The 23,843-nt window shown below is 73.6% G+C and carries 20 protein-coding genes; 11 read left to right on the top strand and 9 right to left on the bottom strand.

The genetic code is table 11. From position 1 onward, the window contains the following. Positions 1-71: 71 nt before the first annotated feature. The 3 genes from ACZ64A_RS05445 (at position 72) to ACZ64A_RS05435 (ending at position 3,729) form a co-directional block, all read left to right on the top strand. Positions 72-2,720: a winged helix-turn-helix domain-containing protein gene (locus ACZ64A_RS05445; protein ID WP_469808353.1), complete on the top strand. Its 2,649-nt coding sequence runs from the start codon at positions 72-74 to the stop codon at positions 2,718-2,720. A gap of 172 nt (positions 2,721-2,892) precedes the next feature. Continuing rightward, positions 2,893-3,411 (top strand): hypothetical protein, encoded by a 519-nt coding sequence (locus ACZ64A_RS05440; RefSeq protein WP_469808352.1) that lies wholly within the window; start codon positions 2,893-2,895, stop codon positions 3,409-3,411. Between the two features lie 120 nt (positions 3,412-3,531). Further along, positions 3,532-3,729, top strand: a complete 198-nt coding sequence (locus ACZ64A_RS05435) for a hypothetical protein (RefSeq protein ID WP_469808351.1) — start codon at positions 3,532-3,534, stop codon at positions 3,727-3,729. A 45-nt stretch (positions 3,730-3,774) separates the two neighbouring features. Here ACZ64A_RS05435 and ACZ64A_RS05430 read toward each other — a convergent pair whose 3' ends face one another. Next, a complete protein-coding gene (locus ACZ64A_RS05430; RefSeq protein WP_469808349.1) occupies positions 3,775-5,196 on the bottom strand; it encodes a DUF2252 domain-containing protein in 1,422 nt (473 codons plus the stop codon). After that, positions 5,193-5,813 (bottom strand): potassium channel family protein, encoded by a 621-nt coding sequence (locus ACZ64A_RS05425; protein WP_469808348.1) that lies wholly within the window; start codon positions 5,811-5,813, stop codon positions 5,193-5,195. The genes ACZ64A_RS05430 and ACZ64A_RS05425 overlap by 4 nt, the downstream gene beginning before the upstream one ends. Before the next feature lie 193 nt (positions 5,814-6,006). Here ACZ64A_RS05425 and ACZ64A_RS05420 point away from each other — a divergent pair, with 193 nt between their 5' ends. The 5 genes from ACZ64A_RS05420 (at position 6,007) to ACZ64A_RS05400 (ending at position 10,599) form a co-directional block, all read left to right on the top strand. After that, positions 6,007-6,699 carry an HdeD family acid-resistance protein gene (locus ACZ64A_RS05420; RefSeq protein ID WP_469808347.1) on the top strand — a complete coding sequence of 231 codons (693 nt, stop codon included), beginning with the start codon at positions 6,007-6,009 and terminating at the stop codon, positions 6,697-6,699. Positions 6,700-6,723: 24 nt separating this feature from the next. Further along, positions 6,724-8,097, top strand: coding sequence for a hypothetical protein (locus ACZ64A_RS05415; RefSeq protein WP_469808345.1), 1,374 nt, complete (start codon positions 6,724-6,726; stop codon positions 8,095-8,097). A 126-nt stretch (positions 8,098-8,223) separates the two neighbouring features. Further along, a complete protein-coding gene (locus ACZ64A_RS05410; protein ID WP_469808344.1) occupies positions 8,224-8,703 on the top strand; it encodes an SHOCT domain-containing protein in 480 nt (159 codons plus the stop codon). 27 nt (positions 8,704-8,730) lie between these two features. Then, on the top strand, positions 8,731-9,183 hold the full coding sequence (locus ACZ64A_RS05405; protein WP_469808343.1) for a DUF7144 family membrane protein: 453 nt from the start codon (positions 8,731-8,733) through the stop codon (positions 9,181-9,183). Positions 9,184-9,231: 48 nt separating this feature from the next. After that, positions 9,232-10,599, top strand: a complete 1,368-nt coding sequence (locus ACZ64A_RS05400; RefSeq protein WP_469808342.1) for a diacylglycerol/lipid kinase family protein — start codon at positions 9,232-9,234, stop codon at positions 10,597-10,599. Between the two features lie 907 nt (positions 10,600-11,506). Here ACZ64A_RS05400 and ACZ64A_RS05395 read toward each other — a convergent pair. The 4 genes from ACZ64A_RS05395 to ACZ64A_RS05380 form a co-directional block, all read right to left on the bottom strand. Next, entirely contained in the window at positions 11,507-13,126 is a 1,620-nt protein-coding gene (locus ACZ64A_RS05395; protein ID WP_469808341.1) for an RICIN domain-containing protein, read from the bottom strand. 435 nt (positions 13,127-13,561) lie between these two features. After that, positions 13,562-13,939: a toxin Doc gene (locus tag ACZ64A_RS05390; RefSeq protein ID WP_361629685.1), complete on the bottom strand. Its 378-nt coding sequence runs from the start codon at positions 13,937-13,939 to the stop codon at positions 13,562-13,564. 3 nt (positions 13,940-13,942) lie between these two features. After that, on the bottom strand, positions 13,943-14,188 hold the full coding sequence (locus ACZ64A_RS05385; protein WP_469808340.1) for a hypothetical protein: 246 nt from the start codon (positions 14,186-14,188) through the stop codon (positions 13,943-13,945). A gap of 123 nt (positions 14,189-14,311) precedes the next feature. Beyond that, positions 14,312-17,410, bottom strand: a complete 3,099-nt coding sequence (locus tag ACZ64A_RS05380) for a glycoside hydrolase family 2 TIM barrel-domain containing protein (protein WP_469808339.1) — start codon at positions 17,408-17,410, stop codon at positions 14,312-14,314. Positions 17,411-17,681: 271 nt separating this feature from the next. Here ACZ64A_RS05380 and ACZ64A_RS05375 point away from each other — a divergent pair, with 271 nt between their 5' ends. Further along, positions 17,682-20,096: a SpoIIE family protein phosphatase gene (locus tag ACZ64A_RS05375; protein ID WP_469808337.1), complete on the top strand. Its 2,415-nt coding sequence runs from the start codon at positions 17,682-17,684 to the stop codon at positions 20,094-20,096. Between the two features lie 50 nt (positions 20,097-20,146). Further along, positions 20,147-20,842 (top strand): DUF4232 domain-containing protein, encoded by a 696-nt coding sequence (locus ACZ64A_RS05370; protein ID WP_469808335.1) that lies wholly within the window; start codon positions 20,147-20,149, stop codon positions 20,840-20,842. Positions 20,843-20,911: 69 nt separating this feature from the next. Here ACZ64A_RS05370 and ACZ64A_RS05365 read toward each other — a convergent pair whose 3' ends face one another. Both ACZ64A_RS05365 and ACZ64A_RS05360 read right to left on the bottom strand, forming a co-directional pair. Beyond that, on the bottom strand, positions 20,912-21,880 hold the full coding sequence (locus ACZ64A_RS05365; RefSeq protein ID WP_469808334.1) for an aldo/keto reductase: 969 nt from the start codon (positions 21,878-21,880) through the stop codon (positions 20,912-20,914). A 93-nt stretch (positions 21,881-21,973) separates the two neighbouring features. Beyond that, positions 21,974-22,432, bottom strand: coding sequence for a nuclear transport factor 2 family protein (locus tag ACZ64A_RS05360; RefSeq protein ID WP_469808333.1), 459 nt, complete (start codon positions 22,430-22,432; stop codon positions 21,974-21,976). Between the two features lie 138 nt (positions 22,433-22,570). On the opposite strand from ACZ64A_RS05360, the gene ACZ64A_RS05355 reads away from it, so the two are divergent. Beyond that, entirely contained in the window at positions 22,571-23,122 is a 552-nt protein-coding gene (locus tag ACZ64A_RS05355; protein ID WP_469809067.1) for a TetR/AcrR family transcriptional regulator, read from the top strand. 506 nt (positions 23,123-23,628) lie between these two features. Here the strand turns inward: ACZ64A_RS05355 and ACZ64A_RS05350 are convergent. Beyond that, entirely contained in the window at positions 23,629-23,829 is a 201-nt protein-coding gene (locus ACZ64A_RS05350; RefSeq protein ID WP_469808332.1) for a ferredoxin, read from the bottom strand. Positions 23,830-23,843: the final 14 nt, after the last annotated feature.

Genomic DNA, 23,843 nt, shown 5'->3' with positions numbered 1-23,843 from the left:
GAACCGCCCGCCGCGCTCCTGGGCCGAAAGGATGTCATGGTGGTCTTGGGGGCAGCCGTGACCAGACGGTGGTGAACGCGGTGACAGGCGACGACGAAATCCATCCGTACAATGCCGCCGACGACATCGATCCACTGGGCGACCCGTATCTGCTGACCCGGTTCGCTCTCCCGGCCCGGCCCTCGACCTTCCTCCGCCGAAAACGGCTGACCGGCCTTCTCGACGCGTCCGGTTCCACGCCGCTGGTGATGGTCAACGGGGCGGCGGGCGCCGGCAAGACCCTGCTCGTGGCCGACTGGGCCGACGGCCTGCGTCAGCCGGTCGCCTGGCTCACGCTGGACGCGGTGGTCCGCGGACCCGACATGTTCTGGCCGTACCTGGTCAGGGCGCTGCATCTGAGCGGGGTGCTCCAGCCCGGCGACGAGGTCGCCTCCGGCGGGACCCGGCCCGGTCACGCCCTGCTGAGCCGTATCGCGGGGCGTCTGCGGGACAGCGGCCGGCCCGTGACCGTGGTGCTCGACGAGTACGACCGCGCCACCCCGGAACTCTCGGAGCAGCTGGCCTTCGTCCTGCGCCACGCCGGGCCGGCGCTGCGCCTGGTCCTGGTCACCCGAACCGAGCCGCTGCTGCCGCTGCACAGGTACCGGGCGGCCGGGCTGCTCACCGAGGTCCGGGGGAACGAACTGGCCTTCACCGTCGAGGAGGCCGTCGCACTGCTCGACCTGCACGGCCTGCGGCTGACCACCCCCGCGGCGCGTGCCCTGGTGGAGCGCACCCGCGGCTGGGCGGCCGGCCTGCGGCTGTGCGCCCTGGCCGCGCGGCACCACCCGGATCCGGAGCGTTATCTGAAGGAGTTCGAGGCCGGGCACAGCACCGTCGCCGACTTCCTGCTGGCCGAGGTGCTCAAGCGGCAGCAGCCCCGCACCCAGGAACTGCTGCTGCGGGTCAGCGTCGTCGACCGCTTCTGCGCAGACCTGGTGAACACGCTGACCGGACAGCCCGACGCCGCGGCCCTCCTCACGGCTCTGCACCGTGAGAACGCGTTCGTCGAGGATCTCGGACACGCCTGGTACCGGCTCCATCCGCTGTTCCGTGAGATCCTCCGCGTGCGCCTGCGGGAGCGCTCACCCGAACTGGAGCCGGAACTGCACCGCAGCGCGGCGCACTGGTTCCGGCGCCACGGGGCGCTGCCCGAGACGCTCGCCCACGGCGCGGCCGGCGGCGACTGGGACTTCACCGCCCGCACCCTGGTCGACGAACTGGCGATCGGTCAGCTGCTCGCCGGTCCGTCCTCCGACGACCTGGCCGACCTGATCGACGGCATGGAACCAGGCCCGGCCGGACCCGAGACGTATCTCGTCCGTGCGGCCCGTGAGCTGTCGGAGCACAATCTGCGGCACGGTCTGGCGGATCTGCGGCACGCCGTGGCGCGTCTGTCAGCCGACGAGCAGGGAGATGCGGCCGCCCAGTTGAGCTGCGCTCTGCTCGAGGTGATGGCGGCGCGGCTCTCCGGAGCGCCGCGCCGGGCGGAGCAGGCGGCACGGGCGGCCCGTGAACTCCAGCGGGAGGTGCCCGCGCGACTGCTCGACCGGCACCCGGAGCTGCCCGCACTGGTGCTCACCCACGTGGGGTCGGCGCGCCTGTGGGCCGGAGACTTCGACGAGGCCCGCAAAGCCCTGGGCGCCGTCGCGGACGGCCAGGACGACGCCGCGACCGCCGTCGCACGGCAGGACTCCCTCGGCCACCTGGCGCTGCTCGACTATCTCGACGGATGGCCGGGCCGGGCGGAGCGCCGTGCCACCGCCGCGCTGGCCGCGGCGGAAGGGCCGGGCTCCCCCCGGCACCACGGCGAGGGCCTCGGGCGGCTGGTCCTGGCCGCGGTGGCCGTCGAGCGCAACGAACTGAGCCGGGCCCAGGAGCTGATCGACCAGACACCCGGTACGGCCGCCGAGGACCCGGTCACCGCCGCCGGACGGTCCATCGCCCGGGCCCGGCTGCTGCTGGCGCGGGGAAGGGCGCGCGACGCCGTGTCGGCCGCCGAGGCGGTGACGCCGACGGATGCCGCCTCCCCGTGGGCCCAAGGTCACGCCGCGCTGATCGCGTCGACCGCCCATCTCGTCGAGGGCCGCCCCGAGGAGGCGGCGAAGGTGCTGCGGGACGTGGCCGACGAGGAGCCGGCGTGTGCGGTGGGCATGGCGTCGGCGCAGCTCGCCGCCGGGAACCCGCAGACGGCCCTCAGCACGCTCGACGGCATGCCGGGCGAGGAGCGGATCGGCCCCGCCGTACGGGTCCGCGCCACGCTGGTGCGGGCGCGGGCCGCGGACGCGGCCGGCGAGGTGACCGCCGCCCGGCGGCTGGTCGCCGGCGCTCTGGCGGCCTCCAGGCAGGACCGCCTGCGCCGCCCCTTCCTGGAGGCGGGCGGCTGGCTCGAACCGCTCCTGGCGCACCCGCCGTTGCGGGCTCTCGCCGCCGGGTGGCTCACGCCGGACGGCGCGGCCCTCGACGCGGGACCCGAGCCCCTGCTGGTCGAGGAGCTGAGCGCCCGGGAGCGCGACGTCCTGGCGCGGCTCGCGCAGATGCTGTCGACCGAGGACATCGCCGCCGACCTGTACGTGTCGGTGAACACGGTGAAGACCCACGTCAAGAGCGTCTACCGCAAGCTCGCGGTGAACCGGAGGTACGACGCGGTGCGCCGGGCGCGTGAGCTGGGCCTGCTGTGAGCCCGGCGCGTCCCCTCCCCCGCACGGGGTGAGGTACGCACAGCGCGAGCGGGGTGGGATGGGGACGAGTGCCTGCCGGTTCGCGCGACGTCGAGGGCGCGCGCCTTTGTCGCGGTCGGCTCGGTGCCGGGTGCCCGCGGGACGGTCCCCTCCCCCCGTGAACGGAGTGGCGATGCTGACACACGACCAGGCGGCCTCGCGTGCACGCCGGAAGGAGCGCAGGGCGCACGCCGACTACACGGGTGGCGTCTACGGCTCCCTGCTCGCCGCCACCGTGGTGATCGGCGCCGGCACGCTGGGCGACTTCCCCCGGCTGGAAGTGGTCGTGCTGCTGCTCCTGAGCGGGGTGGTGTTCTGGGTGGCGCATGTGCACGCGCAGCTTTTCGGGGCCCGCCTGGCGCGCCGTGCTCTCGACCGGGCCACCGTCCTGCACGTGTGCCGTGACGAGTGGCCGATCGTGAAGGCGGCCGTGCCGCCGGCCGTCGCGGTGGCGGTCAGCCCCCTGCTCGGACTGGATGTGACCGGGACGCTCTGGCTGGCGGTCGCCGTGGCCGTGAGCGGTCAGGTGGGGTGGTCGGTGGCCGCGGCACGACGGGCCGGGGCGACGGGGCGTGAGATGGTCCTCACCGCCGGCGTCAATCTGCTCCTCGGGCTGCTGATCATCTCGTTCAAGGTGGTGCTCAAGCACTGACGGCACCCGCGTCCCGGGCGTCTCACCTGCGCGGGGTGAACCGACGGGTGCCCGCCCGATCGACCATGGAGGGTGAAGGCCACCGGACTGCCGTCGGCCGACGGCGGGAGGAAGCGGCACATGCGCTACGAGATCCGCGTCGAGGGACACCTCTCGGAGACCCTGGCCAAGGTCTTCCCGGAGCTGGACCACGTGGTGATCTCCGACGAGACGGTGCTGTTCGGCCCTGTCGTCGACGAGGCTCACCTGTTCGGGCTGCTGGGCCGCTGCCAGTCGCTCGGGCTGCGGGTGCTGGAGATGCGACGGCTGCCGGACTGAGGAGCGTCCCCGGGCCGGTCGCCCGGGGGCACACAGCGCCCGGGGTCACACCGTGCTCGTCGCCCGGACCCGGCCCGAGGCGACGGCCGAGGCCAGGGCCTGCACATCCCGCTCGTTCTGGTCGGCATACGCCTGGGCGAAGAGGCTCAACGCGCGATCGAACCGGTCGCTGCCGCCCAGGTAGGCCGCGATCGCCACCGGATCTCCGGACCGGGCGTGGGCCCGGGCCAGGGCCGCCCCGCACAGGTGGGCGAACAGGCGGAACAGTCCGGGGTCCATGGTCTCCGGGCGGGCGATGCCCTTCCAGTCCCGCAGCTGGCGGACGTAGAAGTCCCTCCCGACGCCGTCCAGGCCGACCGCGTGGGTCCAGCCGAGGAAGATGTCACTGGTCGTCTGGATCAGCCGTTGCCCGGCCACCACGCGGCGGCCCTGGTTGTCGTAGGCGGGGCCGCCGGTGTGGGCTGCCAGCACCGACTCCTGTGCCTCCTTGGCCTGCAGCAGCAGCGGATCGTCGTCTCCCCTGCCGAGCATGAGCAGGATCCAGCAGCGGGTGCCGACGCTGCCGACGCCCACCACCTTGCGGGCCATGTCGACGAGCCGGAAGCGGCCCAGCAGGAAACGGCGCTCCGACGAGAGGGTCCGCGCATAGCTCTCCACGACGGTCCGCAGCTCCTTCTCCTGCCGGTCGTCGGAGGCGTCGGAGGCGTCGGCCAGCAGGTCCCGCAGGGGGGTGATGAGCGGGGGGTCCGGGGCGATGCGCCGGCCGTCGGCGGTGACCCGGGTGAGCTTGTCGAAGGCCTCGAGATGGGTGCGGGTGCGGGCCCGGGCCGCCGCCTCGGCGGTACGGCGCCTGTGCTGCTTGGTCATCGACGACGCCATCAGCGACTGCATCCGGTCCGCGTCGTCCTGCGCGTACCAGACGTCCAGCGTCGGCATCGCGGCGAACTCCCGCATACGGGTGCGGTAGGCCCGCACGCACTCGCGTACGGCGCTGTCCTGTTGCGCGGCGGAGAAGCCGTTGCCGCGGCCGGCGATCACGAAGCTGGCCGCGAGTCGTTTGACGTCCCATTCGAACGGACCGGGCAGGGTCTCGTCGAAGTCGTTGATGTCGAAGACCAGGTGCCGCTCGGGTGAGGCCAGCAGCCGGAAGTTCAGCAGGTGGGCGTCGCCGCACAGCTGCACGGTCAGACCGGAGTGCGGGAGCCCCGCGAGGTCCATGGCCATGAGGGCCGCGGCTCCCCGGTAGAAGCGGAACGGCGACTCGAGCATGCGGCCGTACCGGATCGGCACCAGGTCGCTCAGGCGGGTGGCCGACTGTTCCTGCAGGACGGTGACCGGGTCGGGCCGCTGCCGTGACGCCTCGAACCAGCCCTGGCAGGAGCGTGAGGCGCGCTTGCGCGCGTCCTTGCCGTACGCCGCCCGTTCGGACGGCGAGGCCGCGGCATGGACGGTCGTGGATGTGATCATGGCTTCCTCTCGGTTTCCCGCTCCTCCCGGCCCGGTTCCGGCCCCTGCCCGGCCTTGCGCCGCAATCCGGTCTGCACGGCGTGGGCGAGGATGCGCGCGGCGACGCCGAAGAGCATCAGCCCGCCCACCATCTGCAGCATCGTCACCACGCGTCCCGTCTCCGAGCGGGCGGTGATGTCCCCGAAGCCGACGGTGGTGAAGGTGGTCAGCGTGAAGTAGAGCGCGTCGGTCCTGCTGAGCGGTGCGCTGAAGGAGCCGGGTGCATGCCGCTCCAGCAGGTAGTAGGCGCAGGCGAAGAGGACCAGGAACAGCAGCACCGTGACCGTGAGCGCTTCGACGGCTCTCAGCCGCGGATGGGGCGAACGGGCGATGGTCCACGCCTCCCAGGCGAAGACGACGACCACACCGAGCAGCCCGGCGGCCAACACCGCCGTGGTGCGGACCGTGCCGGTCCGGTCCAGCGGGAGCAGATAGTAGGCGGTGAGCAGGACGGCCGCGATCAGCACGGGCCGGGCGAGGGCGACCGCCGTCGCGAGCCGTCCCGACGGCCGCGCGGACCCGGAGGCGGTGCCGGCCTTCCCGGATGCGTGCGTCTGCGCCTCGGTGGCTTCGTTCATGGCGTCGCGCTTCGCCTCCCTGGGCCCGATCGCGTGTCGGCATCCAGCCCACCGCCCACCCCGCCCGCACGGATCACCCGTCGTGGGTGACCCTGTCCGGGCTCACGCGAGCGACGCTGTGGGGGTGCGGGAGTCCCGCACGGCGTCCTGTCACCGGTCCGGTGGGCGCGCCGCCCTCACGCGAGGAGGAACCATGACCGTGTCGCGTGGCCCGGCGCCGCTCTCCGGATCCGAACCTCCGGTCGACGGGACATCGCACGCCCCGGGCGGGGACTTCGCGGATCGGACCGCGGCGGAGCCCGCCCGGGGTGCCGACCCCGAACGGCAGCTCGCGGAGCTCGGCGGTTCCTGGGCCTGGTTGCTGGGCTCGGCGATGACGACGCTGGTGCCCGGCGTGCTGATCCTGGCCTGGCCCGACGAGACGCTGCACGTGCTGGCCGTACTCATCGGGCTGTACCTGCTGGTGACCGGTGGTTTCCGCTTCGTGGCCGCGTTCGCCCGTGAACGCGGCGACCGGCACACCGGCCTGCTCGTCGCGGTGCTCTACGTGCTGGCCGGAGTCCTGTGCCTGCGGCACCCCCTGCAGACGATCGCCGCGCTGTCGCTGATCACCGGCGTCGTGTGGCTCGTGAGCGGCCTGCTGACCGCCTGGGCGGCCCTCGCCGTCAAGGCCCTGCCGCACCGCGGGTTCGTCCTCGGCGTCGCCGCCCTCGCGGCGGTGGCCGGTGTGGTGGTGCTGGCCCTGCCCTCGGAGTCGGCCGTGGCCCTGACCCGGCTGCTCGGCCTGTGGCTGGTGCTGCTCGGCGTCGCCGAAGTGGGGCTGGCCCTGGCGCTGCGGGCCGCGTCGAGAAGGGGCCGCTCAGGATCCGGCCCGCCGCCTGCGTGACGACCCGACACCCGAGGAGTTGCCATGGCCTCGAAGACGTCCACCGAGAGCCCGGGCCCCGGCCGCGACGACGACAACGACACCGTGGTGCTCAGCGCCGAGGAGCACGCCCGTTACCGGCGACTGCACCGGGCCGCCACCGTCCGTCATCGCAGGACGCGCTACGCGGGGGCGTCCGTCCTGCTGGTCATCACCCTGCTCCTCGCCCCGCTGGCCGTGGTCGCGGCCTGGGTGGACGCCACGGTCACCGACACCGGCCGTTATGTCCAGACCGTCGCCCCGCTGGCGAAGGAGCCGGCGGTCCAGCGGGTCGTCACCGACCGGCTGACGGCCCGCGTCGTGGCGAACGTGGACGTCGACGCCGTGACGGCGTCGCTGAGCAAGGCACTGGCGAACGCGGGCGCCCCGCCCGCCGTCGTGGACAAGTCCTCCGCTCTGGCCGGACCCCTGCGCGGTGCCCTGACGAACGCCGTGCACGGGATCGTGGACCGCGTGGTCACCAGCGACGTCTTCCAGCAGGTGTGGGAAGGCGCCAACCGGCGGGCCCACGCGTCGGTGGTGGGCATGCTGACCGGCGACGAGAGCAGGGCGGTGCGGGCCCAGGGCGACAAGATCACACTGGACCTCGGCCCGCTGGTGGACCAGGTCAAACAGCGGCTGGCCGACCAGGGATTCGAGAAGGCCTCCGCGATCCCCACGCCGGACCGGCAGATCACCTTGTTCGAGACCGCCAAGCTCTCCAAGGCGCAGGACGCCGTGCGCCTGCTGGACATCATGGGCGCCTGGCTGCCCGTGCTCACCCTCGTACTCGCCGCCCTCGCCGTCTGGACCGCCCCCGCGCACCGGATGATGCTGCTGATCACGGCCTGCGGCGTGGGCGTGATGATGATCGTGCTGCTGGTCGGCCTGGCCGTCGTCCGCCGCGTCTATCTCGACTCGGTGCCACCCTCCGCGCTGCCCCCCGACGCCGCCGCGGTGGTCTACGACCTCTTCGTCCGCTTCCTGCGCAACAGCGCCCGCACCCTGCTGATCGTCTCCGTGATCACGGCCCTCGCGGCGTTCCTGTACGGCCCGAGCCGGGTCGCGCGCGCAACACGGTCCCTGACGGGACGCGGTACGTCGGCGGCGGGCCGTGCGCTGCGGGACGCCGGCGTGAACACCGGCGCCACCGGCCGCTGGCTGGCCGGCCACCGCTCGTGGACCACCGGCGTCGTCATCGGGCTGGGAGCGCTCGCCCTGGTGCTGTGGAACTACCCGACGGTGGGAGCCGTGGTCCTGGTGGTCGCCCTGGTCGTCGTCGTTCTCGCGCTGCTCGCCGTGCTCGCCGCGGCGACCGGACGGCCCGCCGCGGCAGGGCCGCCCGCCGGGGCGGCGCAACCGGGCGGGGCGGGCCCCTGAGCGAAGCGGACGGGGACTTCACCCGCCGCGGGTGAGGCCCCCGCACCCTCGGCGTGTGCACGCTGAGACCAGCCGGGGACGGCGGCGAAAAGCGCGCCCGGAACCGAGAAGAGAGATGAGTACCCCATGGAACTCGCCTACGACTACCCGCTCCTGAGCATGTTCTGGACCATGCTGTGGTTCTTCCTGTGGATCATGTGGTTCGTGCTGCTCTTCCGGATCATCGGCGACATCTTCCGCGACGACGAGCTGAGCGGCTGGGGCAAGACCGGCTGGTTGATCTTCGTCGTCGTACTGCCCTTCCTCGGCGTCTTCGTGTACGTCATCGCCCGCGGCAAGAGCATGGGGCACCGGGAGATCTCCCACGCCCGAGCCCAGCAGGCGGAGTTCGACGCCTACATCAAGAAGACGGCGGGCGGCAGTGAGCGTCCCACCAGCGCCGACGAACTGGTCAAGTTGTCCGACATGCGCACCCGCGGAGACATCACGGAGGAGGAGTTCCGCAGGGCCAAGGCGCTGGTGCTGAGCGAGACCGGCACCCCTGGGGGTTCCGGCGCCACCGCGGCATCCGCATCCGGCACCACCACCGCATCCGCACCCCGCTGAGCGCGGACAGGGAAACGAGGCAGACATATGACCGCCACCCACGCGCCCCGGGCGGCGCACTCCACGAAGTTCGCATGGGCCGCGGGCCTGATGACCTTCGCCGGCGTCATGCTCACGCTGGTGGGACTTCTCGACATCTTCCGCGGCATCATGGCAATCGCCGAGGACGACGTGTTCCTCAACACCCGCAACTACGTCTTCCAGTTCGACCTCACCGGCTGGGGCTGGATCCACCTCGCCCTGGGCGTGGTCGCCGTGGTGATCAGCATCGGGCTGTTCCAGGCGGCGACGTGGGCCCGGGTCCTCGGCGTCGCCATCGCCGGACTCGTCATCATCGCCAACTTCCTCTCGCTGCCGTACTACCCGGTGTGGTCCGTCATCATGATCACCATGTCCGGGTTCATCATCTGGGCCCTGTGCGTCGCCCGGAAGGAGGACTTCGGCGACCCCTTCGACACGGTGCCGCGCGGCGACAGGTGAGCCGCGTCCGGCGCACCTCGTGAAAGCTCCCCCGGGAAAGGACACCCCGTGGTCCACTCCCTGTCGCGACGGGACCGGTCCGACGGCCCGGCCCGTCGCGGCGTCCCTGCCCCCGGCACGGGGCGCGCCGCCGTGTGGCGGGCGCGTTCGGCTCTGCTCGCGCTGCTGGCCGGCATCCTCGTGCCCCTGGTCGTGGCCGGGCTGCGCAGCGCGCTGTGGATCCTGCTCGGCATGGCCGGGCTGGCCCTCGCGGCCGTCGGCGTGTGGTGGACGCTGGCCCACACCGGCGTGGTGCGCGCCGTGGGCGCGGCCGTGGCCGTGGGCGCGCCCCTCGCGGTCCTGGGCCTGTACGCCGCCCACGGCATGCTCGGCCCGGCCGTGATCAGCGCCGCCCTGCTGGTGCTCGCCGCGACCGCGGCCCGCAGCGCCGTGGCCCCGCCCCACGCGTCCGCCCCGGACGCGGCCGCACCCGCGGCGGCCAAGACGGCGGAACGCCCGTGGATCTTGATGAACCCACGCTCCGGCGGTGGCAAGGTGGGGCGGTTCCATCTGGTGGAACGGGCCCTGGCCGCCGGCGCCTCGGTGACCCTGCTCGACGCCGGTCGGCAGGACGCGGCCGGCCTGGCCCGGCGGGCCGTCGCCGAGGGAGCGGACCTCCTGGCGGTGGCGGGCGGGGACGGCACCCAGGCCCTGGTGGCCGAGGTGGCCCATGAGCACGACCTTCCGTTCGTGGTCGTGCCCGCGGGCACCCGCAATCACTTCGCCCTGGACCTCGGTCTCGACCGCGACGACCCGGCCGCGGCGCTGCAGGCCCTGACCGACGGGGTGGACCGCCGCGTCGACCTCGGTTTCGCGGCCGGGCGGGTCTTCGTCAACAACGCCTCGTTCGGCACCTATGCGGCCGTGGTGGGCGACTCCGCGTACCGGAACGCCAAGGTGCGTACGGCGCTGCGCGACCTGCCGGAGCTCCTCACGGGTGACGACGCGCCCCGGCTGAGCATGCGCTCCGACGGCCGTCGGGCCGAGGGCCTGCAGGCGGTGCTGGTCAGCAACAACCCCTACACGTACGCCCTGGGGCGGGGGCAGAGCCACCGGGGCGGCCTGGACCGCGGCCTGCTCGGAGTGCTGTGCGTGCACGTCGCCAACGCCGCACAGGCGGCGCGGGCGGTACGGGGGGCGCGCGGGGGCGGCCTCACCCGGCTGACCGCCGGTGAGGTGGTCGTCACCGCGGACACCGCGACCGTCGCGGCCGGGATCGACGGCGAGCATGTCGTGCTGCCCTCCCCTGTCGTCTGCCGGATCGCCCCCGGCGCCCTACGCGTACGCGTCCCCCGCGCCCGCGCCGCAGCGACCCGCCCCCACCCCAGCCTCGACTGGCCCCAAGTCCTCCACCTCGCCCGCGGCACCCCCAGCTGAGCTGACGGGGCGACGGAAGCAGCCCCGAACAGGGCGGCCCGTGGGGGCCGGCCGCCCGGCCGGGCCGGGGCCGGGAGGCCGGACCGAGGCCGAGACCGGGCCGGGGCCGGGAGCCCGGGACCGGGAGGCCGGGCCGGGGCCGAGACCGGGCCGGGGCCGAGGCCGAGACCGAGACCGGGCCGGAGCCGGGAGCCCGGGACCGGGAGACCGGGCCGGGGCCGGAGACCGGACCGTGAACCGGACCGGCGGCCGGACCGGTTCAGCCGGCGCGCGCGCCAGGCCGGGGGCACGCCGGGCGGGCCAAGGGCGGTGCGCCGGGGGCGCCGCAGCGCACCGAGATGAGGCTCCGGGACGACGGACGCCACCCCACCCGGGCCGGGGTTCCGGCCGCCACTGCGGCCATGGAGACCGGCGCGCCCCGGGCCATGGTTCTCGGCATGGCGGGGCAAGGGGCTGCGGCGCACCGAGCTGAGGCTCCGGGAAGGCGGGCGCGGCCTTGGCCGGCCAGTGGGGACCGACGGCCGCGCCGTGACCCTGGGCGGCCGCCACCGCGCCGCGCCGCGCATACGGCCGCGCGCCGCGGCGGGGTTCGGCGGTGTGCGCCGAGGTCCGCACCGGTGGTCACGCCGGGCGTCAGCCCCCGGCGTTTTCGGGCGGGCGGTACACCCGGTCCAGGGCCGTCAGCCGGAGGTGCGGCGCGACGCGGGTGGCGAGCCCGCGGGCGGCGCGGGACGGATGACGCCGCCCGGCATCCCGTCGCCGGCTCGACGGCCGGGCCGAAGCGGACGACGGCGAGCCGGCCCCCGGTCGCCCCGTCTCCCTCCGCGCCCGAGAGCCGCGGTCCGTCCCCTCGGTGGGGCGTCGGCTGTCCGGCACGGGCGGCGAGGTGCCGGGCAGCCGGGGGTTCTCACGTGCCGTTTGCCGGGTGGGCCTGGCCTGTGGCCGTGCCGACCGCCGGTCGGGAGGCGGACGACGGGAGCGGGGTGTCCCGGACCCAGCGCCGGGCGTCGGAGCCGTCGCGGACCTTGACGACGATGTCGGCGCCGATGTCGTCGGTCGCCGCTGCCAGGGCGAGCGACTCGTCCCAGCGGGGCAGCAGTTCGCCCCGGACGGTGAGGTCGTAGCGCACGTCACCGGACCGCCGGTCGCCGCGCGGTGCGCAGGGGCCGAGGATGACGACCCCGGCGTCCGCGTGCGAGTCCAGGCACAGCTGGGGCGCGGCCGTGCTGCGCAGCAGTCCGTCCTCGTCGTACGACCACTGCTGGGTCGCGGCCGAGGAGCACACCGCGAGCTGGACCTGGGCGCCGGCGGCAGCACGGCCGCGGATGTCGAGGCACAGGCCGGCGGCGACGTTGCGCAGCCTGCTGCGCTGCGGCGCGGTCGGCAGTTCGGCGGCTCCGGGCGGCGCGGTGGAGACGGCGGGCGGCAGCGAGGCGGTCGTACCCGGAGAACCGGGGGCGCCCGTGGCGGCGGCCGAGGCGGCCGCGCCGGTGCCGTGGCCGTCGTCGGACCACGCCCCGGTCACCAGGAACATGGTCAGCAGCACCCCGGAGGCGAGCCCCGCCCCGGTGAGCAGTGTCCGTGTGGACCGGGCCCCGGGCAGAGGGCGGCGCGGCAGCAGCCGACGGCCCGGGCGGCCGCCGCGGTGGCGTGCGGAACCCCTGCCGTGGCCGCCGGCCCGGCCGCGGCCGGCCCGGGAGTCGCGATAGCGGCGGGCCCCCCAGCCGAGGACCGCCTCGGCGAGCAGCGTGCCCAACGCGCCCTCGAAGTGCTCCAGTTGCTCGGCCGCCGCGCTGCAGTGGCGGCACTGGGCGAGATGCCGGCGCACCTCGGGCAGCAGCCCGCCGCCACGCCGCAGGGGAATGTCGAGAAGACGGTTGTGATGGCGGCAGTCCTGGCTCGGCGCGAGTTCCCGATGGGCGCGGACACAGCCCTCGCGGAGTTTTTCCCGGGCGTCCTCGTAAGCGGCTGCCGCGGTTTCCTCGGTCATGCCGAGCAGTCCCGCCGGAACGGTTACCGGCTCGGCCTCGACGTCGATGTGCCAGAGCAGGCACTGGGCCTCGGCGGGAAGGGCGTGGAATGACCGCTCGGTCAGCCGGCGGTTTTCCGCTGTCATGTACTTGGCAGCCCGCATACCGCGTCCGCCGGCCGGTTTGCGCAGCTGCGGCAGAACCCCCGTTATCCGGTCGGCGCCGGCCCATTGCCGCACCGTGCCCCGTACGGCCAGCAGCAGCCGCGGGCGCAGCGCGGCGGCGGACTCCCCCAGCGTGAGCCGGTCGAGCACCTGGTGGAACGCGGCGGCCGTGACCATCGCCGCGACCTGCGCGGACGAGGCCAGGCAGATGACGGCGTAGTCGTGCACCGGCTGCCAGTGCCGCGCCATCAGCAGGGCCGTGGCCTGGGCGACGTCGTCGTCGGGTCCGCCGCGGGCCCGGGCGGCGAGCGCCTCGTCGGATTCCTCCACGGCGCCGCCGGAGTGCGCAAAGGGCGGCGGAAAGGGGGGACGAGGGGGGTGGGGGGTGGGCACGGTGAGCGGATTCCTTCCCACGCGCTGGAGGAACACAGGATCTCCGCGCGCCGTGAAAGCAACACGCGGTACGGCCTGCCCTTTCCGGCGCGCGGGAAGCGCTCAGCCTTGCATACCTGACTTGCACGCAACAAGCCGCCGGGAGAGCCTCCCCGCCATTGACAGAAAGTCAGAATGCCGCACCCCGATCCCCCCATGTGGCAAGCGTTTTCGGACATGCCCGCGCCCCGTGTGAAACGCGCGCACAGGTCCGCGCCGCGCGCACGGTCCCGGCCCGCCACGCGCTGTAGTCCACTGGACACGGCCTTTCCTCGGAGGCCCCGCGCGGGACGGCGGCTCTCCCGCGCGAAACGGCCGCCGGCCTTGATCCTCCCGCCCTCGGCCGGCGGCCCGCAGGGGACGTGTCCGGATCCGTCGGCAGCGCAGCCGGCGGCTTCAGATCTGCCAGGAGCGCAGCCGGTCGGCGGCGCGGTACACGTCCGCCTTGCCGGACATCAGGTCGCGGGCGAGGTCGACCAGGGCGCCGTACGGCGGGTCGATGCCCACCCCGCTGACGAACATGTAGGCCACCGCCGTGGAACAGGCGAAGCGGGCGTTGGCCGAGGGCAGCGGCTTGAGCACGGCCAGGGTGTGGAGGAGGGCGGCGGCCCGCCAGGCGGGGTCGGAGTTCACACCGAGCCGGGGCGGGTCGACGCGGTGCCGGGCGACGGCGGCGACGAGCGCGGAGAAGTCGTTGATGGTGGGCTGCTCCGGCAGGACCTCTTCATGGCGCTGCAGCAGCCAGGGCACGTCGATGTGGACGACGGAAGCCATCGCTCAGGCGACCCGCCCCTCGCCGCTCATCGGTGGCTCGTCGTCGGGGAAGGCGACGGCGAATTCCTCGGCGTGGGCCGTGAAGAACCGCCGGAACGCCTCCGCGCCCTCCTTCAGCGCCCGGTGCCGCGCGATGTCGGCGGCGGCCGCCTCCCGCACGAGCGCCTTCATCGACGTACCGCGCTCCTTGGCGATCTGCCGCAGGTCCTCTAGCTCACGCTCACTGAACTCCACATTCAGAGCTGGCATGCCATCACGGTACCGCTCGGGTACTCGCGCGTAAATACCCGCAGGTCAGGCAAGTGGTCATGAGGTACCGCAGGCGGTGCGGCCCGGGTGCGCGGGACGGCGCGCACCCGGGCCGCTCGAGCGTCACACCCCCGGCACCCGGAAACGGCTGATCCGGACCGCGCCCCGCGGCTCGCCCGGGTGAGCGCTGGTCAGGGTCAGGCGCAGGCGGGAGCCGCGCACCGCGGGGAAGGTGACGACGGTGGGGGCGTCGGAGGCGGCGGCCCAGTCGGTGCTCGCCCCGCTGACGGGCTGCCAGCGCCGGCCGTCCCAGACGTCGACGGCGAGCGCGGCCGGCAGGCTGTGCGTGGCGTCGGCGGTGAAGGAGACCTCGACGCGGTCGACGGTCCGGGTGCGGCCCCAGTCCAGCGACACCCAGTCCTTGGCACGGGCTCCGCTGAAGCCGGGCAGCAGCCCGGTGGGCGCCTTGCTGAAGCCGTTGGACCAGCCGGTGGCCGGATCGCCGTCGAGCATCGCGGCCGGGAGCGTGTCGGGGCGGCCGGAGTAGCTCGCGTCCGCGTACGGGTGGACGGCCGGCGCCGGAAGGTCGGGCACGAACACGGCGGGCGGGGTGGTGGCCGCCGAGCGGGCCGGGCGGGTGCGCACGGTCGCCGTGCCGGAGCGCAGCCCCTCGGCGCGGGCGGTCACCTGCAGCGCGCCGGGCTTCGTGCCCGCACGGACGATGGCGAGCGCCTTGCCGTGGAAGGCGGTGCGGGTGCTGGCCTGGTAGCGCTCGGCGCTCTCCTGGCGGCCGTTGTCCAGCCCGGCGAGCGAGCCGCCGGTGACGTCGAAGGAGATCAGGTGCTCGGCGTCGGGCACCACCACGCCGTGCGCGTCGACGATCTCGGCGGTGACGAAGACCAGTGAACGGCCGTCCGCGGCGAGGGACTTGCGGTCGGCGGTCAGTCGCACGGCGTGCGCCTCCCCCGCGGTGCGCAGCACGTCGGTGGCGACCGTCCGGCCGTCGCGGCGGGCGACCGCCTTCAGCTCACCCGGCCGGAAGGGCACCTTCCAGCTCAGGTGCAGTTTGCCCGCACTGCCGTTGGGGCTGGTGTAACTGCCCGGGTAGGGGCCGCCGGTGAAGGTCTTGTCGTCGCCGGTGGGTTCGGTGGTCTCCAGGTACTCCCGGCCATCGACCGTCTTCTTGCGGTCGAAGGTGCGCACGCCCAGCGACTCGCCGTTCAGGAACAGCTCGACGGTGTCGACGTTGGCGTAGGCCCAGACCTCGACCGTCTCGCCCTCGTCGTGGTTCCAGCTCATCGGGAGCAGGTGGACCATCGGCTCGCTCGTCCACTGGCTCTTGAAGAGGTGGTACATGTCCTTGGGGAAGCCGGCCGTGTCGACCGCGCCGAAGAAGGACGCCTTCACCGGGAAGACGTCGTACGGCGTGGGCTCCCCGATGTAGTCGATGCCGGACCACAGGAACTGCCCGGCGAACCACTTGCGGTCCCGGTCCTTCTTGTGGCCGTACTCGCCGCTCATGGTCCACGAGGCGAGGTTGTTGTCGTAGGAGGAGGTCGCCCGGCGGCCCGGGGTGTGGTTCTCGCCGGTGTTGAGGTGCTCGGGCTCCTGGTACGCGCCGCGGGTGGAGGTCTCCGAGGACGATTCGGACTCGAAGAGGAACAGGTGCGGGTAGGCGGCGTGCAGGGCGTCCACCGACTTGGCGGTGTTGTAGTTCAGACCGAGCCCGTCGAGCTTGGCCAGCATCAGGTCGGCGGGGGAACCCTTGGCGGGCAGTCCCCGGTATTTGTCGGAGCCGATGACCAGCGGGCGGGTGTCGTCGGCGGCCCGGATCGCCGTGATGATCCGGTCCGCCATGGCGAGACCCGCGGTGGAGGTGGAATCGGGGATCTCGTTGCCGATCGACCACAGCACGACAGCGGGTGAGTTGCGGGCGGCGCGCACCATCTCGGCGGCGTCCCTCTCGCACCACTCGTCGAAGAAGCGGCCGTAGTCGTACCGGTTCTTGCCGGTGCGCCAGCAGTCGAACGCCTCGACCATCATCACGATGCCCAGTTCCTCGCAGACCCGGATCACCTCGGGCGCGGGCGGGTTGTGCGAGGTGCGCAGGGCGTTGACGCCCATCGACTTCATGATGCTCAGCTGGCGGCGGATCGCGTCGATGTGCACGGCCGCGCCGAGGGCACCGAGGTCGTGGTGGAGGTCGACGCCCTTGATCTTGGTGTGCACACCGTTGAGGTGGAAGCCGTCGTCGGGGTCGAACCGGAACGTGCGGATACCGAAGGGAGTGCGGCAGGTGTCCGTGGTGCGCCCCGCGACCAGCAGTTCGGTGTGCAGCGCGTAACGGTGCTCGGGGGTGGCGAAGTCCCACAACAGCGGCTCGGCAACGGCCAGTTCGTGAGCCTCCGTGTGCTCGCCGGTGACGCGCACGGTCGACGACGTACGGGCGACGGTACGGCCGCGCGGGTCGGTGATCCGGGAGACCACCTCCACCTCGGCGGGGACTCCCGAGTTGTTCACCACGTCGGTGCTCACGCGCACCACGGCCCGGTGGGGGCCGACCTCCGGGGTGATGACCCGGGTGCCCCAGCGGGCGACGTGCACCGGCTCGGTGACGACCAGGCGGGCCTCGCGGTAGATGCCGCTGCCGGAGTACCAGCGGCTGCTCGGCAGCTGGTTTCGCACCTGGACCGCGAGGACGTTCGCGGTGCGCCCGTCGGTGTGCACATGGCCGGTGAGGTCGAAGGCGAAACCGGTGTAGCCGTAGGGGTGGCGGCCGAGCTCGGTGCCGTTGCAGTGGACGCGGGAGTCCATGTAGACGCCGTCGAACTCGACCGCGATCCGCTTGCCCGCGTACGCCGGCGGCAGGGTGAAGGACAGGCGGTACCAGCCGAGCCCGCCGGGCAGGAAGCCGGTGCCGGCGGTGGTGCCGTGTTCGGTGGTGGGGGTCTGCTCGATGCTCCAGTCGTGCGGTACGGCCACCCGGCGCCAGCCGCTGTCGTCGTATCCCGGGTCGGCGGCGTCCGCGTAGGCGCCGGTCGGGTCGGTGATCCCGCCGGGGTTCACCAGCGCGAAACGCCAGCCGTCCCGCAGCGGGACGGTGCTCCGGCCGGCGCCACCCGGGTCCGCCGCCACGGCCGGGACCGCCCCGGATCCCAGCAGCGCCGTGGCCGCGGGCACGCCCGCGGAGGCGATGAGGACCGATCTCCTGGTGACCGACACAGCGGCTCCCCTTTCATGAGGGCGCAGAAGTACACACAAGACAACGTGATCGAACAGATTCTGACGGGATGCATCGCTCGTCCGTCAAGAGTCGGGGTATCGCTTTCTGCCCGGGCGCCACGACGCGCCACGCTGTCCGGATTTGCGTCTTGACCATCAAGGGCGGAAGGCGGTGAAGGCCGGGGGTTCCCGACCGCGCGCGGCGGGGACGCACTACTCTGGAACCGAGTGACACACCGTTCACTGTGAGTGTGCGCAATGGAGTGCGAGGATGAGCCCGGACCACCCGTTCGACGACGCCGCGACGGCCCGGGCTGTCATCGCCGACGACGGCACGCTGACCGGGTGGAACGCCGGTGCGCAGCGCCTGCTCGGCTGGACCGCCGCGGAGGTGGTGGGCCGCCCCGCCGCCCGTCTGCTGGCCGACCCGGCGGGCGTGTCGCCCCGTCCGGCGCAATCGCGCCACGACGGAACGGTGACTTTGCGCCACCGGGACGGCCGTGCGGTCGAGGTGTGGGTGCTCGCCCACCACCTCAGGCCCCACGACGACGAACCCAGCCACTGGCTGGTGGTCGCCCCCGTGGACACCACCGGCCCCCGCCCCCCGGACGACGCGCTGGACGCGGCGGCGCTCGTGCAGTCCCCCTGCGCCCTCGCCCTCTTCGACGAGCGGCTGCGGCTGCACCGGATGAACGACGCCATGGTGGAGCTCGTCGGGCTGCCCGAGGAGCGGGTACGCGGGCTGCGGCTCGCCGAGATCGGCGGGACCCCGGCGAGCGACGACCTCGAGGACCGGCTCGCGCAGGTGCTCACCACGGGCCGGCCGCTGGACACCCAGACACGGCTGCGCGTCGGCGGTACGGGCCGTCCGCGTGCCTGGCTCGCCCGGATGGCCCCCGTCACCGACGCCGCGGGCCGGGTGCGCGGGGTGTGCGTGACCGCGCACGACTTCTCCGACCAGTACCTGTCCCGTGAGCGGCTGCAACTGGTCAACGAGGCCAGCGTCCGCATCGGCACCACCCTCGACGTCACGCGCACCGCCCAGGAGCTGGCTGCCGTGTGCGTGCCGGTGCTCGCCGACTTCGTCAGCGTCGACCTGCTCGACCCCGACCAGTACGGCGGTGAGCCGCCGGCCCGGCTGGTCCCGCCGGTCGTGCTGCGCCGGGCCGCCCACCACTCGGTGAATCCCGGCAGCCCCGGGGCGGTGACCATGCTGGGCGACGCGGAGGAGTACCCGGCGCCCTCCCCGCAGGCCGCCGCGCTGCTGGCGGGCCAGGCGATCGTCCTCTCCGCTCCCTCCACCGACCTGGAGCAGTGGCTGTCCTGGGACGAACGCCGCCACCGCCTGTTCCACCAGTACGGCGTGCACTCCACGATGGCGGTGCCGCTCCAGGCCCGCGGCTCCACGCTCGGCGTCGCCGTCTTCCACCGCTTCCGCCACCCCGATCCCTACACCGAGGACGACGCGCTGCTGGCGGAGGAGATCACCGCCCGGGCAGCCGTCTGCATCGACAACGCCCGCCGCTACTCGCGCGAGCGGGAGACCGCCCTGGCCCTGCAGCGCAGCCTGCTGCCGCGTTCCCTGCCGCGCAGCGCCGCCGTCTCGGCCGCCTCCCGCTATCTGCCCGCGGCCCGCTCCGGAGTGGGAGGCGACTGGTTCGACGTGATCCCGCTGTCCGGACTGCGGGTCGCCCTGGTCGTCGGGGACGTCGTCGGACACGGGGTGCAGGCGTCGGCGACCATGGGCCGGCTGCGTACCGCCGTGCGCACGCTCGCCGACATCGACCTGCCGCCGGACGAACTGCTCACCCATCTCGACGATCTCGTGCTGCGGCTGTCGGAGGAGGCAGGCGGCGAGGGCAGCCCCGGCGAGGTCGGAGCGACCTGTGTGTACGCCGTGTACGACCCGGTGTCGCGGCGCTGCACGCTGGCCAGAGCCGGGCATCCCCCGCCGGTGCTGCTCCCGCCGGGCGGTCCGGCACGCCGGGTGCACCTGCCGTCCGGCCCTCCTCTGGGCGTGGGCGGGCTGCCGTTCGAATGCACCGAGCTGGAACTCGCCGAGGGCAGTGTGCTGGCCTTCTACACGGACGGGCTGATCGAGTCGCGGGAGCGGGACGTCGACGCCGGGCACCGTCTGCTGTGCGGCGCGCTGGAGGCCGACGCGGGCTCCCTCGACGAGACCTGCGACCACATCCTGCACACACTGCTGCCGCCGGGCGGAGTCGCCGACGACGTCGCCGTGCTGCTGGCGCGCACCCAGGGGCTGCCCTCCGCGCAGGTGGCGACCTGGGACATCCCCGCCGACCCGTCGCTGGTCGCGCCGATCCGCAAGCAGGTCGTCGACCAGCTCGCCGCCTGGTCGCTCAGCGACACGACGTTCACCGCCGAGCTGGTGGTCAGCGAGCTGGTCACCAACGCCATCCGGTACGGGGCGCCGCCGATCCGGCTGCGGCTGATCCACGACGACACCACGCTCATCTGCGAGGTGTCCGACACCAACCACAGCGCCCCGCATCTGCGCCGGGCCAAGACCTGGGACGAGGGCGGGCGCGGACTGCTGCTGGTCGCCCAGCTGACCCAGCGCTGGGGCAGCCGGCACACCACCGACGGCAAGACGATCTGGGCGGAGCTGGGGCTGCTGGAGGAGGGCTTGGCGGACGGTCTGGCGGAGGGACTGGCGGAGTGAACCCGCGCGCTCCCGGCATCACGACCGTGCGCCCTGGGCAGACGTCCGGCATGGCCCCGTACACGCGATTTCCCGTCCTGCTCGTGAGCACGGTCGCCGCGCTGGGCGCGCTCAGCGCCTGTGGCGGCGGTGACGGCGGCGGCACGGCCGCGAGCACCGTCCAGCCGCCGGCGACGACCGCCACCGGCTCCACGGAGCCCACCAGGACGGCCGCCCCGGGCTCCGCCGAGCCCAGCAGGACGGCCGGGCCGGGGGCCGCCGAGCCCACCGGCACGGCCGTCCCCGGGGCCGTGCAGCCCACGACGTCCGCGCGGCCCGCCGCGTCCTCCCGCTGCCACACCGGCGATCTGCGTGCCGCCGTCGGGCGCAACGACCCGGGCGCCGGGCAGGAGAACTTCCCCGTCGTGCTGACGAACACCTCCACCCGCACCTGCACCGTGTACGGCTTCCCGGGGGCGGCGTTCGTGGACGCCTCCGGCCGGCAGCTCGGCCCCGACCCGCGGCGCGGGGACGGCTCGGCCGCGGCTGCGGTGACGCTGGCGCCGGGCCGGAGCGCCTGGGCCGGGCTGACCTTCTCCAACCCCGAGATCAGCGGGGCCCGTACGGCCACCCCGGCCGCGCTGCTCGTCACGCCGCCCGACGAGCGCGCGTCGCTGAAGGTGGTGTGGCGGGGCGGGCCGGTGCCGGTCGGCGGCAACGCCTCCACGGTGACGCTGACACCGTTCAGCCCGGGCACCGGCCCCTGAGCCGTCCCGTCGGCGCCCGGCGGGTCGGTGGCCGACAGGTCAGGGACCGGCGAATCGGGGACCGGCGGATCAGTGACCGGCGACCGGGTGCGGCACGTACGGCTGCTGGAGTTCCTCGATCTCCTTCTCCGACAGCGTCAGGTCGACGGCGGCCACCGCGTCCTGAAGGTGCTGCGGCTTGGAGGCGCCGACGATCGGGGCGGTCACCACGTCCTGGTGGAGCAGCCAGGCCAGGGCGACCTGGGCACGGGGGACACCGCGCTCGTCCGCGATGCGGGTGACGGTCTCGACGACGGCGCGGTCGCCCTCCTGGTAGAGGGTGCTGCCGAAGTTGTCGGTGGTGCTGCGGCCCGTGACGGTGCCCCAGTCGCGGGTGAGCCGGCCGCGGGCGAGGGGGCTCCACGGCAGGACGCCCACGCCCTGGTCGGCGCAGAGCGGCAGCATCTCCCGCTCCTCCTCGCGGTAGAGGAGGTTGTAGTGGTTCTGCATCGACACGAACTTCGTCCAGCCGTGCCGTTCGGCCGTGTACTGCGCCTTGGAGAACTGCCAGGCGTACATCGAACTCGCCCCGATGTAGCGGACCTTGCCCGCCTTCACCACGTCGTGCAGCGCCTCCATCGTCTCCTCGACGGGAGTGTGCGGGTCCCAGCGGTGGATCTGGTAGAGGTCGACGTAGTCGGTGCCGAGGCGGGCGAGGCTCCGGTCGAGCTCGGACATGATCGCCTTGCGGGACAGCCCGCCGCCGTTCGGGCCGGGGCGCATCCGGCCGTGCACCTTGGTGGCGAGCACGATGTCGTCGCGGCGGGCGAAGTCCTTCAGCGCGCGGCCGACGATCTCCTCGCTGGTGCCGTCGGAGTAGACGTTGGCGGTGTCGAAGAAGTTGATCCCGGCGTCCAGGGCCTGGCGGATGAACGGCCGGGAGGCCTCCTCGTCCAGGGTCCACTCGTGCGTGCCGCGGTCCGGAACGCCGTAGGTCATGCAGCCCAGGCAGATCCGGGAGACGTCCAGACCTGTGGAACCGAGCTTCACGTACTGCATCGTTGCTGCTCCTGCCTTGGTCGGCGGCTGACGGTCCGAGCCTAAGCCTCGTGCGACGCGAAGATCGCCGGATCGCCTCCACGGGACGCCGGTCTAACGGAGCGGGAAGCTGCTGCCCCGCTCGCTCTCCGGGCGCGGGCCGTGGATGCGGCGCTCGTTCTCCTCGATCGGTACGTCGTCGATGCTGGCCTCGCGCCGGGTCATCAGGCCGTGCTCGTCGAACTCCCACAGCTCGTTGCCGTAGGAGCGCCACCACCGGCCGTCGGTGTCGTGGCATTCGTACTGGAAGCGGACGGCGATGCGGTTGCCGTCGAAGGCCCACAGGTCCTTGCGCAGGGCGTAGTTCAGCTCGCGAGCCCACTTGGCGGTCAGGAAGCCGATGATCTCGGCGCGTCCGGTGAGGAAGGTGTCGCGGTTGCGCCAGACCGAGTCCTCGGAGTAGGCGAGGGCGACCTGGTGCGGGTCCCGGGTGTTCCAGGCGTCCTCGGCGGCCTGCACCTTCCGGGCCGCGGTCTCCCGGGTGAACGGGGGCAGGGGCGGGCGGTCGGCCATGGGTCCTCCTCGAAGGAACGGCAGGGAGAACGAGCGTTCTCCTTCTGGTCGGCTAAGGTAGAGAACGATCGTTCTCAGGTCAACGTCCCCTGTTCTCCGCCGTGTCGAGGAACCACCGAGGAGTGATGCCCCGTGCCCGTGGACAGCGCGACCGCCCGCACCCGGGCCCTGGACGCAGCGGAGGAGCTGTTCTACCGGCGCGGTGTGCGCTCCATCGGCATGGACGACATCCGCGGCGCCTCGGGGCTGTCGCTCAAGCGGCTCTACCAGCTCTTCCCGGCGAAGGAGCAGCTGGTGGAGGCATATCTGGAGCGGCGTGACACGCAATGGCGCGGGCGGCTCGCCGCGCATGTGGAGCGGCACACGGACCCGTGCGAGCGCATCCTGGCCGTGTTCGACTGGCTGCGCGGCTGGTTCGGCGAGGAGGGCTTCCGCGGCTGCGCGTGGATCAACGCGTACGGCGAGCTGGGCGCCACCTCCGAGGCGGTGGCGCGTCAGGTGCGGGCGCACAAGCGGGCGTTCCGGGAGTACCTCGCCGGGCTGGTCGCGGCGGCCGGGCTGGCGCCGGAGCTGGCCGGGCAGCTGTTCCTGCTGGCCGAGGGCGCGATGGTCACGGCCGGCGTCACCGGCAGCACCGCACCGGCCGACGAGGCCCGAGAGGCGGCCCGAACACTGATCGCGCCGCGATGACAGATGGCCGACGCCCGCGCACATCCCCACGGCGGGACCGGTAACGGATGCGCCTCGAGGGTCGCTTCGTCGGAAACGGGGGCGGCGACCGGCGAGATCCCCCACGGCGACCACCGCATCGACGACACCACCGGCACCGCAACACGCCGAGGCGAGCGCCGGCGCCGGTGTCGGACCGAAGACGCCCGCCTTGCCGGACCCAGGCGGTACGCCGACACCGGCGCCGGTCCCGAAGACGTCCACCGTGCCGGACCCGGGCGGAACGCCGCTGCCTGGCCGAAGACGCCCGCTGGCGTCAGGCGTGGGCGGTACGCGGACGCCGGGCCCGAAGACCCCCGCCGTGCCGACCCCCGGCGGAACGCCCGCGCCGGACCGAAGCCACGCACCGGTGCCGGACCGAAGCCGCACACCGGCACCCCGCCCGGGCGGCACCCCCGCCGCGGCGATGCGGCGCCCGGACTTCCGCGGCCGGCCCGCCGCCCGCCCTGACGCGACCTCCGCCGGGGTCAGTTCGTCGTTTCGGTCACCGTGATCGCGTTCACCGGGCAGGCGCGGGCCGCCTCGCGGGTCATCGGGTCGGGGGTGGGGGTGTCGTGGCCGGGGACCAGGGTGCTGAAGCCGTCGTCGTCCTGGGTGAAGACGTTCGGCGCGGCGAGGGCGCACTGGCCGGCGCCGATGCAGACGTCCCTGTCGATGTGGATGCGCATGGTGCGTCAGCCTC

The sequence above is a fragment of the Streptomyces sp. NPDC104814 genome (assembly GCF_055583185.1).
The sequence above is the reverse complement of the archived record's forward strand: the minus strand, read 5'-3'. Positions and strand labels throughout refer to the sequence as shown.

Excerpts from the sequence above, each read along its gene's own strand:
- ACZ64A_RS05440 (WP_469808352.1), top strand. The coding sequence starts at position 2,893 with ATGCTGACACACGACCAGGCGGCCTCGCGTGCACGCCGGAAGGAGCGC.
- ACZ64A_RS05435 (WP_469808351.1), top strand. The coding sequence starts at position 3,532 with ATGCGCTACGAGATCCGCGTCGAGGGACACCTCTCGGAGACCCTGGCC.
- ACZ64A_RS05430 (WP_469808349.1), bottom strand. The coding sequence starts at position 5,196 with ATGATCACATCCACGACCGTCCATGCCGCGGCCTCGCCGTCCGAACGG.
- ACZ64A_RS05425 (WP_469808348.1), bottom strand. The coding sequence starts at position 5,813 with ATGAACGAAGCCACCGAGGCGCAGACGCACGCATCCGGGAAGGCCGGC.
- ACZ64A_RS05420 (WP_469808347.1), top strand. The coding sequence starts at position 6,007 with ATGACCGTGTCGCGTGGCCCGGCGCCGCTCTCCGGATCCGAACCTCCG.
- ACZ64A_RS05415 (WP_469808345.1), top strand. The coding sequence starts at position 6,724 with ATGGCCTCGAAGACGTCCACCGAGAGCCCGGGCCCCGGCCGCGACGAC.
- ACZ64A_RS05410 (WP_469808344.1), top strand. The coding sequence starts at position 8,224 with ATGGAACTCGCCTACGACTACCCGCTCCTGAGCATGTTCTGGACCATG.
- ACZ64A_RS05405 (WP_469808343.1), top strand. The coding sequence starts at position 8,731 with ATGACCGCCACCCACGCGCCCCGGGCGGCGCACTCCACGAAGTTCGCA.
- ACZ64A_RS05390 (WP_361629685.1), bottom strand. The coding sequence starts at position 13,939 with ATGGCTTCCGTCGTCCACATCGACGTGCCCTGGCTGCTGCAGCGCCAT.
- ACZ64A_RS05385 (WP_469808340.1), bottom strand. The coding sequence starts at position 14,188 with ATGCCAGCTCTGAATGTGGAGTTCAGTGAGCGTGAGCTAGAGGACCTG.
- ACZ64A_RS05375 (WP_469808337.1), top strand. The coding sequence starts at position 17,682 with ATGAGCCCGGACCACCCGTTCGACGACGCCGCGACGGCCCGGGCTGTC.
- ACZ64A_RS05370 (WP_469808335.1), top strand. The coding sequence starts at position 20,147 with ATGGCCCCGTACACGCGATTTCCCGTCCTGCTCGTGAGCACGGTCGCC.
- ACZ64A_RS05365 (WP_469808334.1), bottom strand. The coding sequence starts at position 21,880 with ATGCAGTACGTGAAGCTCGGTTCCACAGGTCTGGACGTCTCCCGGATC.
- ACZ64A_RS05360 (WP_469808333.1), bottom strand. The coding sequence starts at position 22,432 with ATGGCCGACCGCCCGCCCCTGCCCCCGTTCACCCGGGAGACCGCGGCC.
- ACZ64A_RS05350 (WP_469808332.1), bottom strand. The coding sequence starts at position 23,829 with ATGCGCATCCACATCGACAGGGACGTCTGCATCGGCGCCGGCCAGTGC.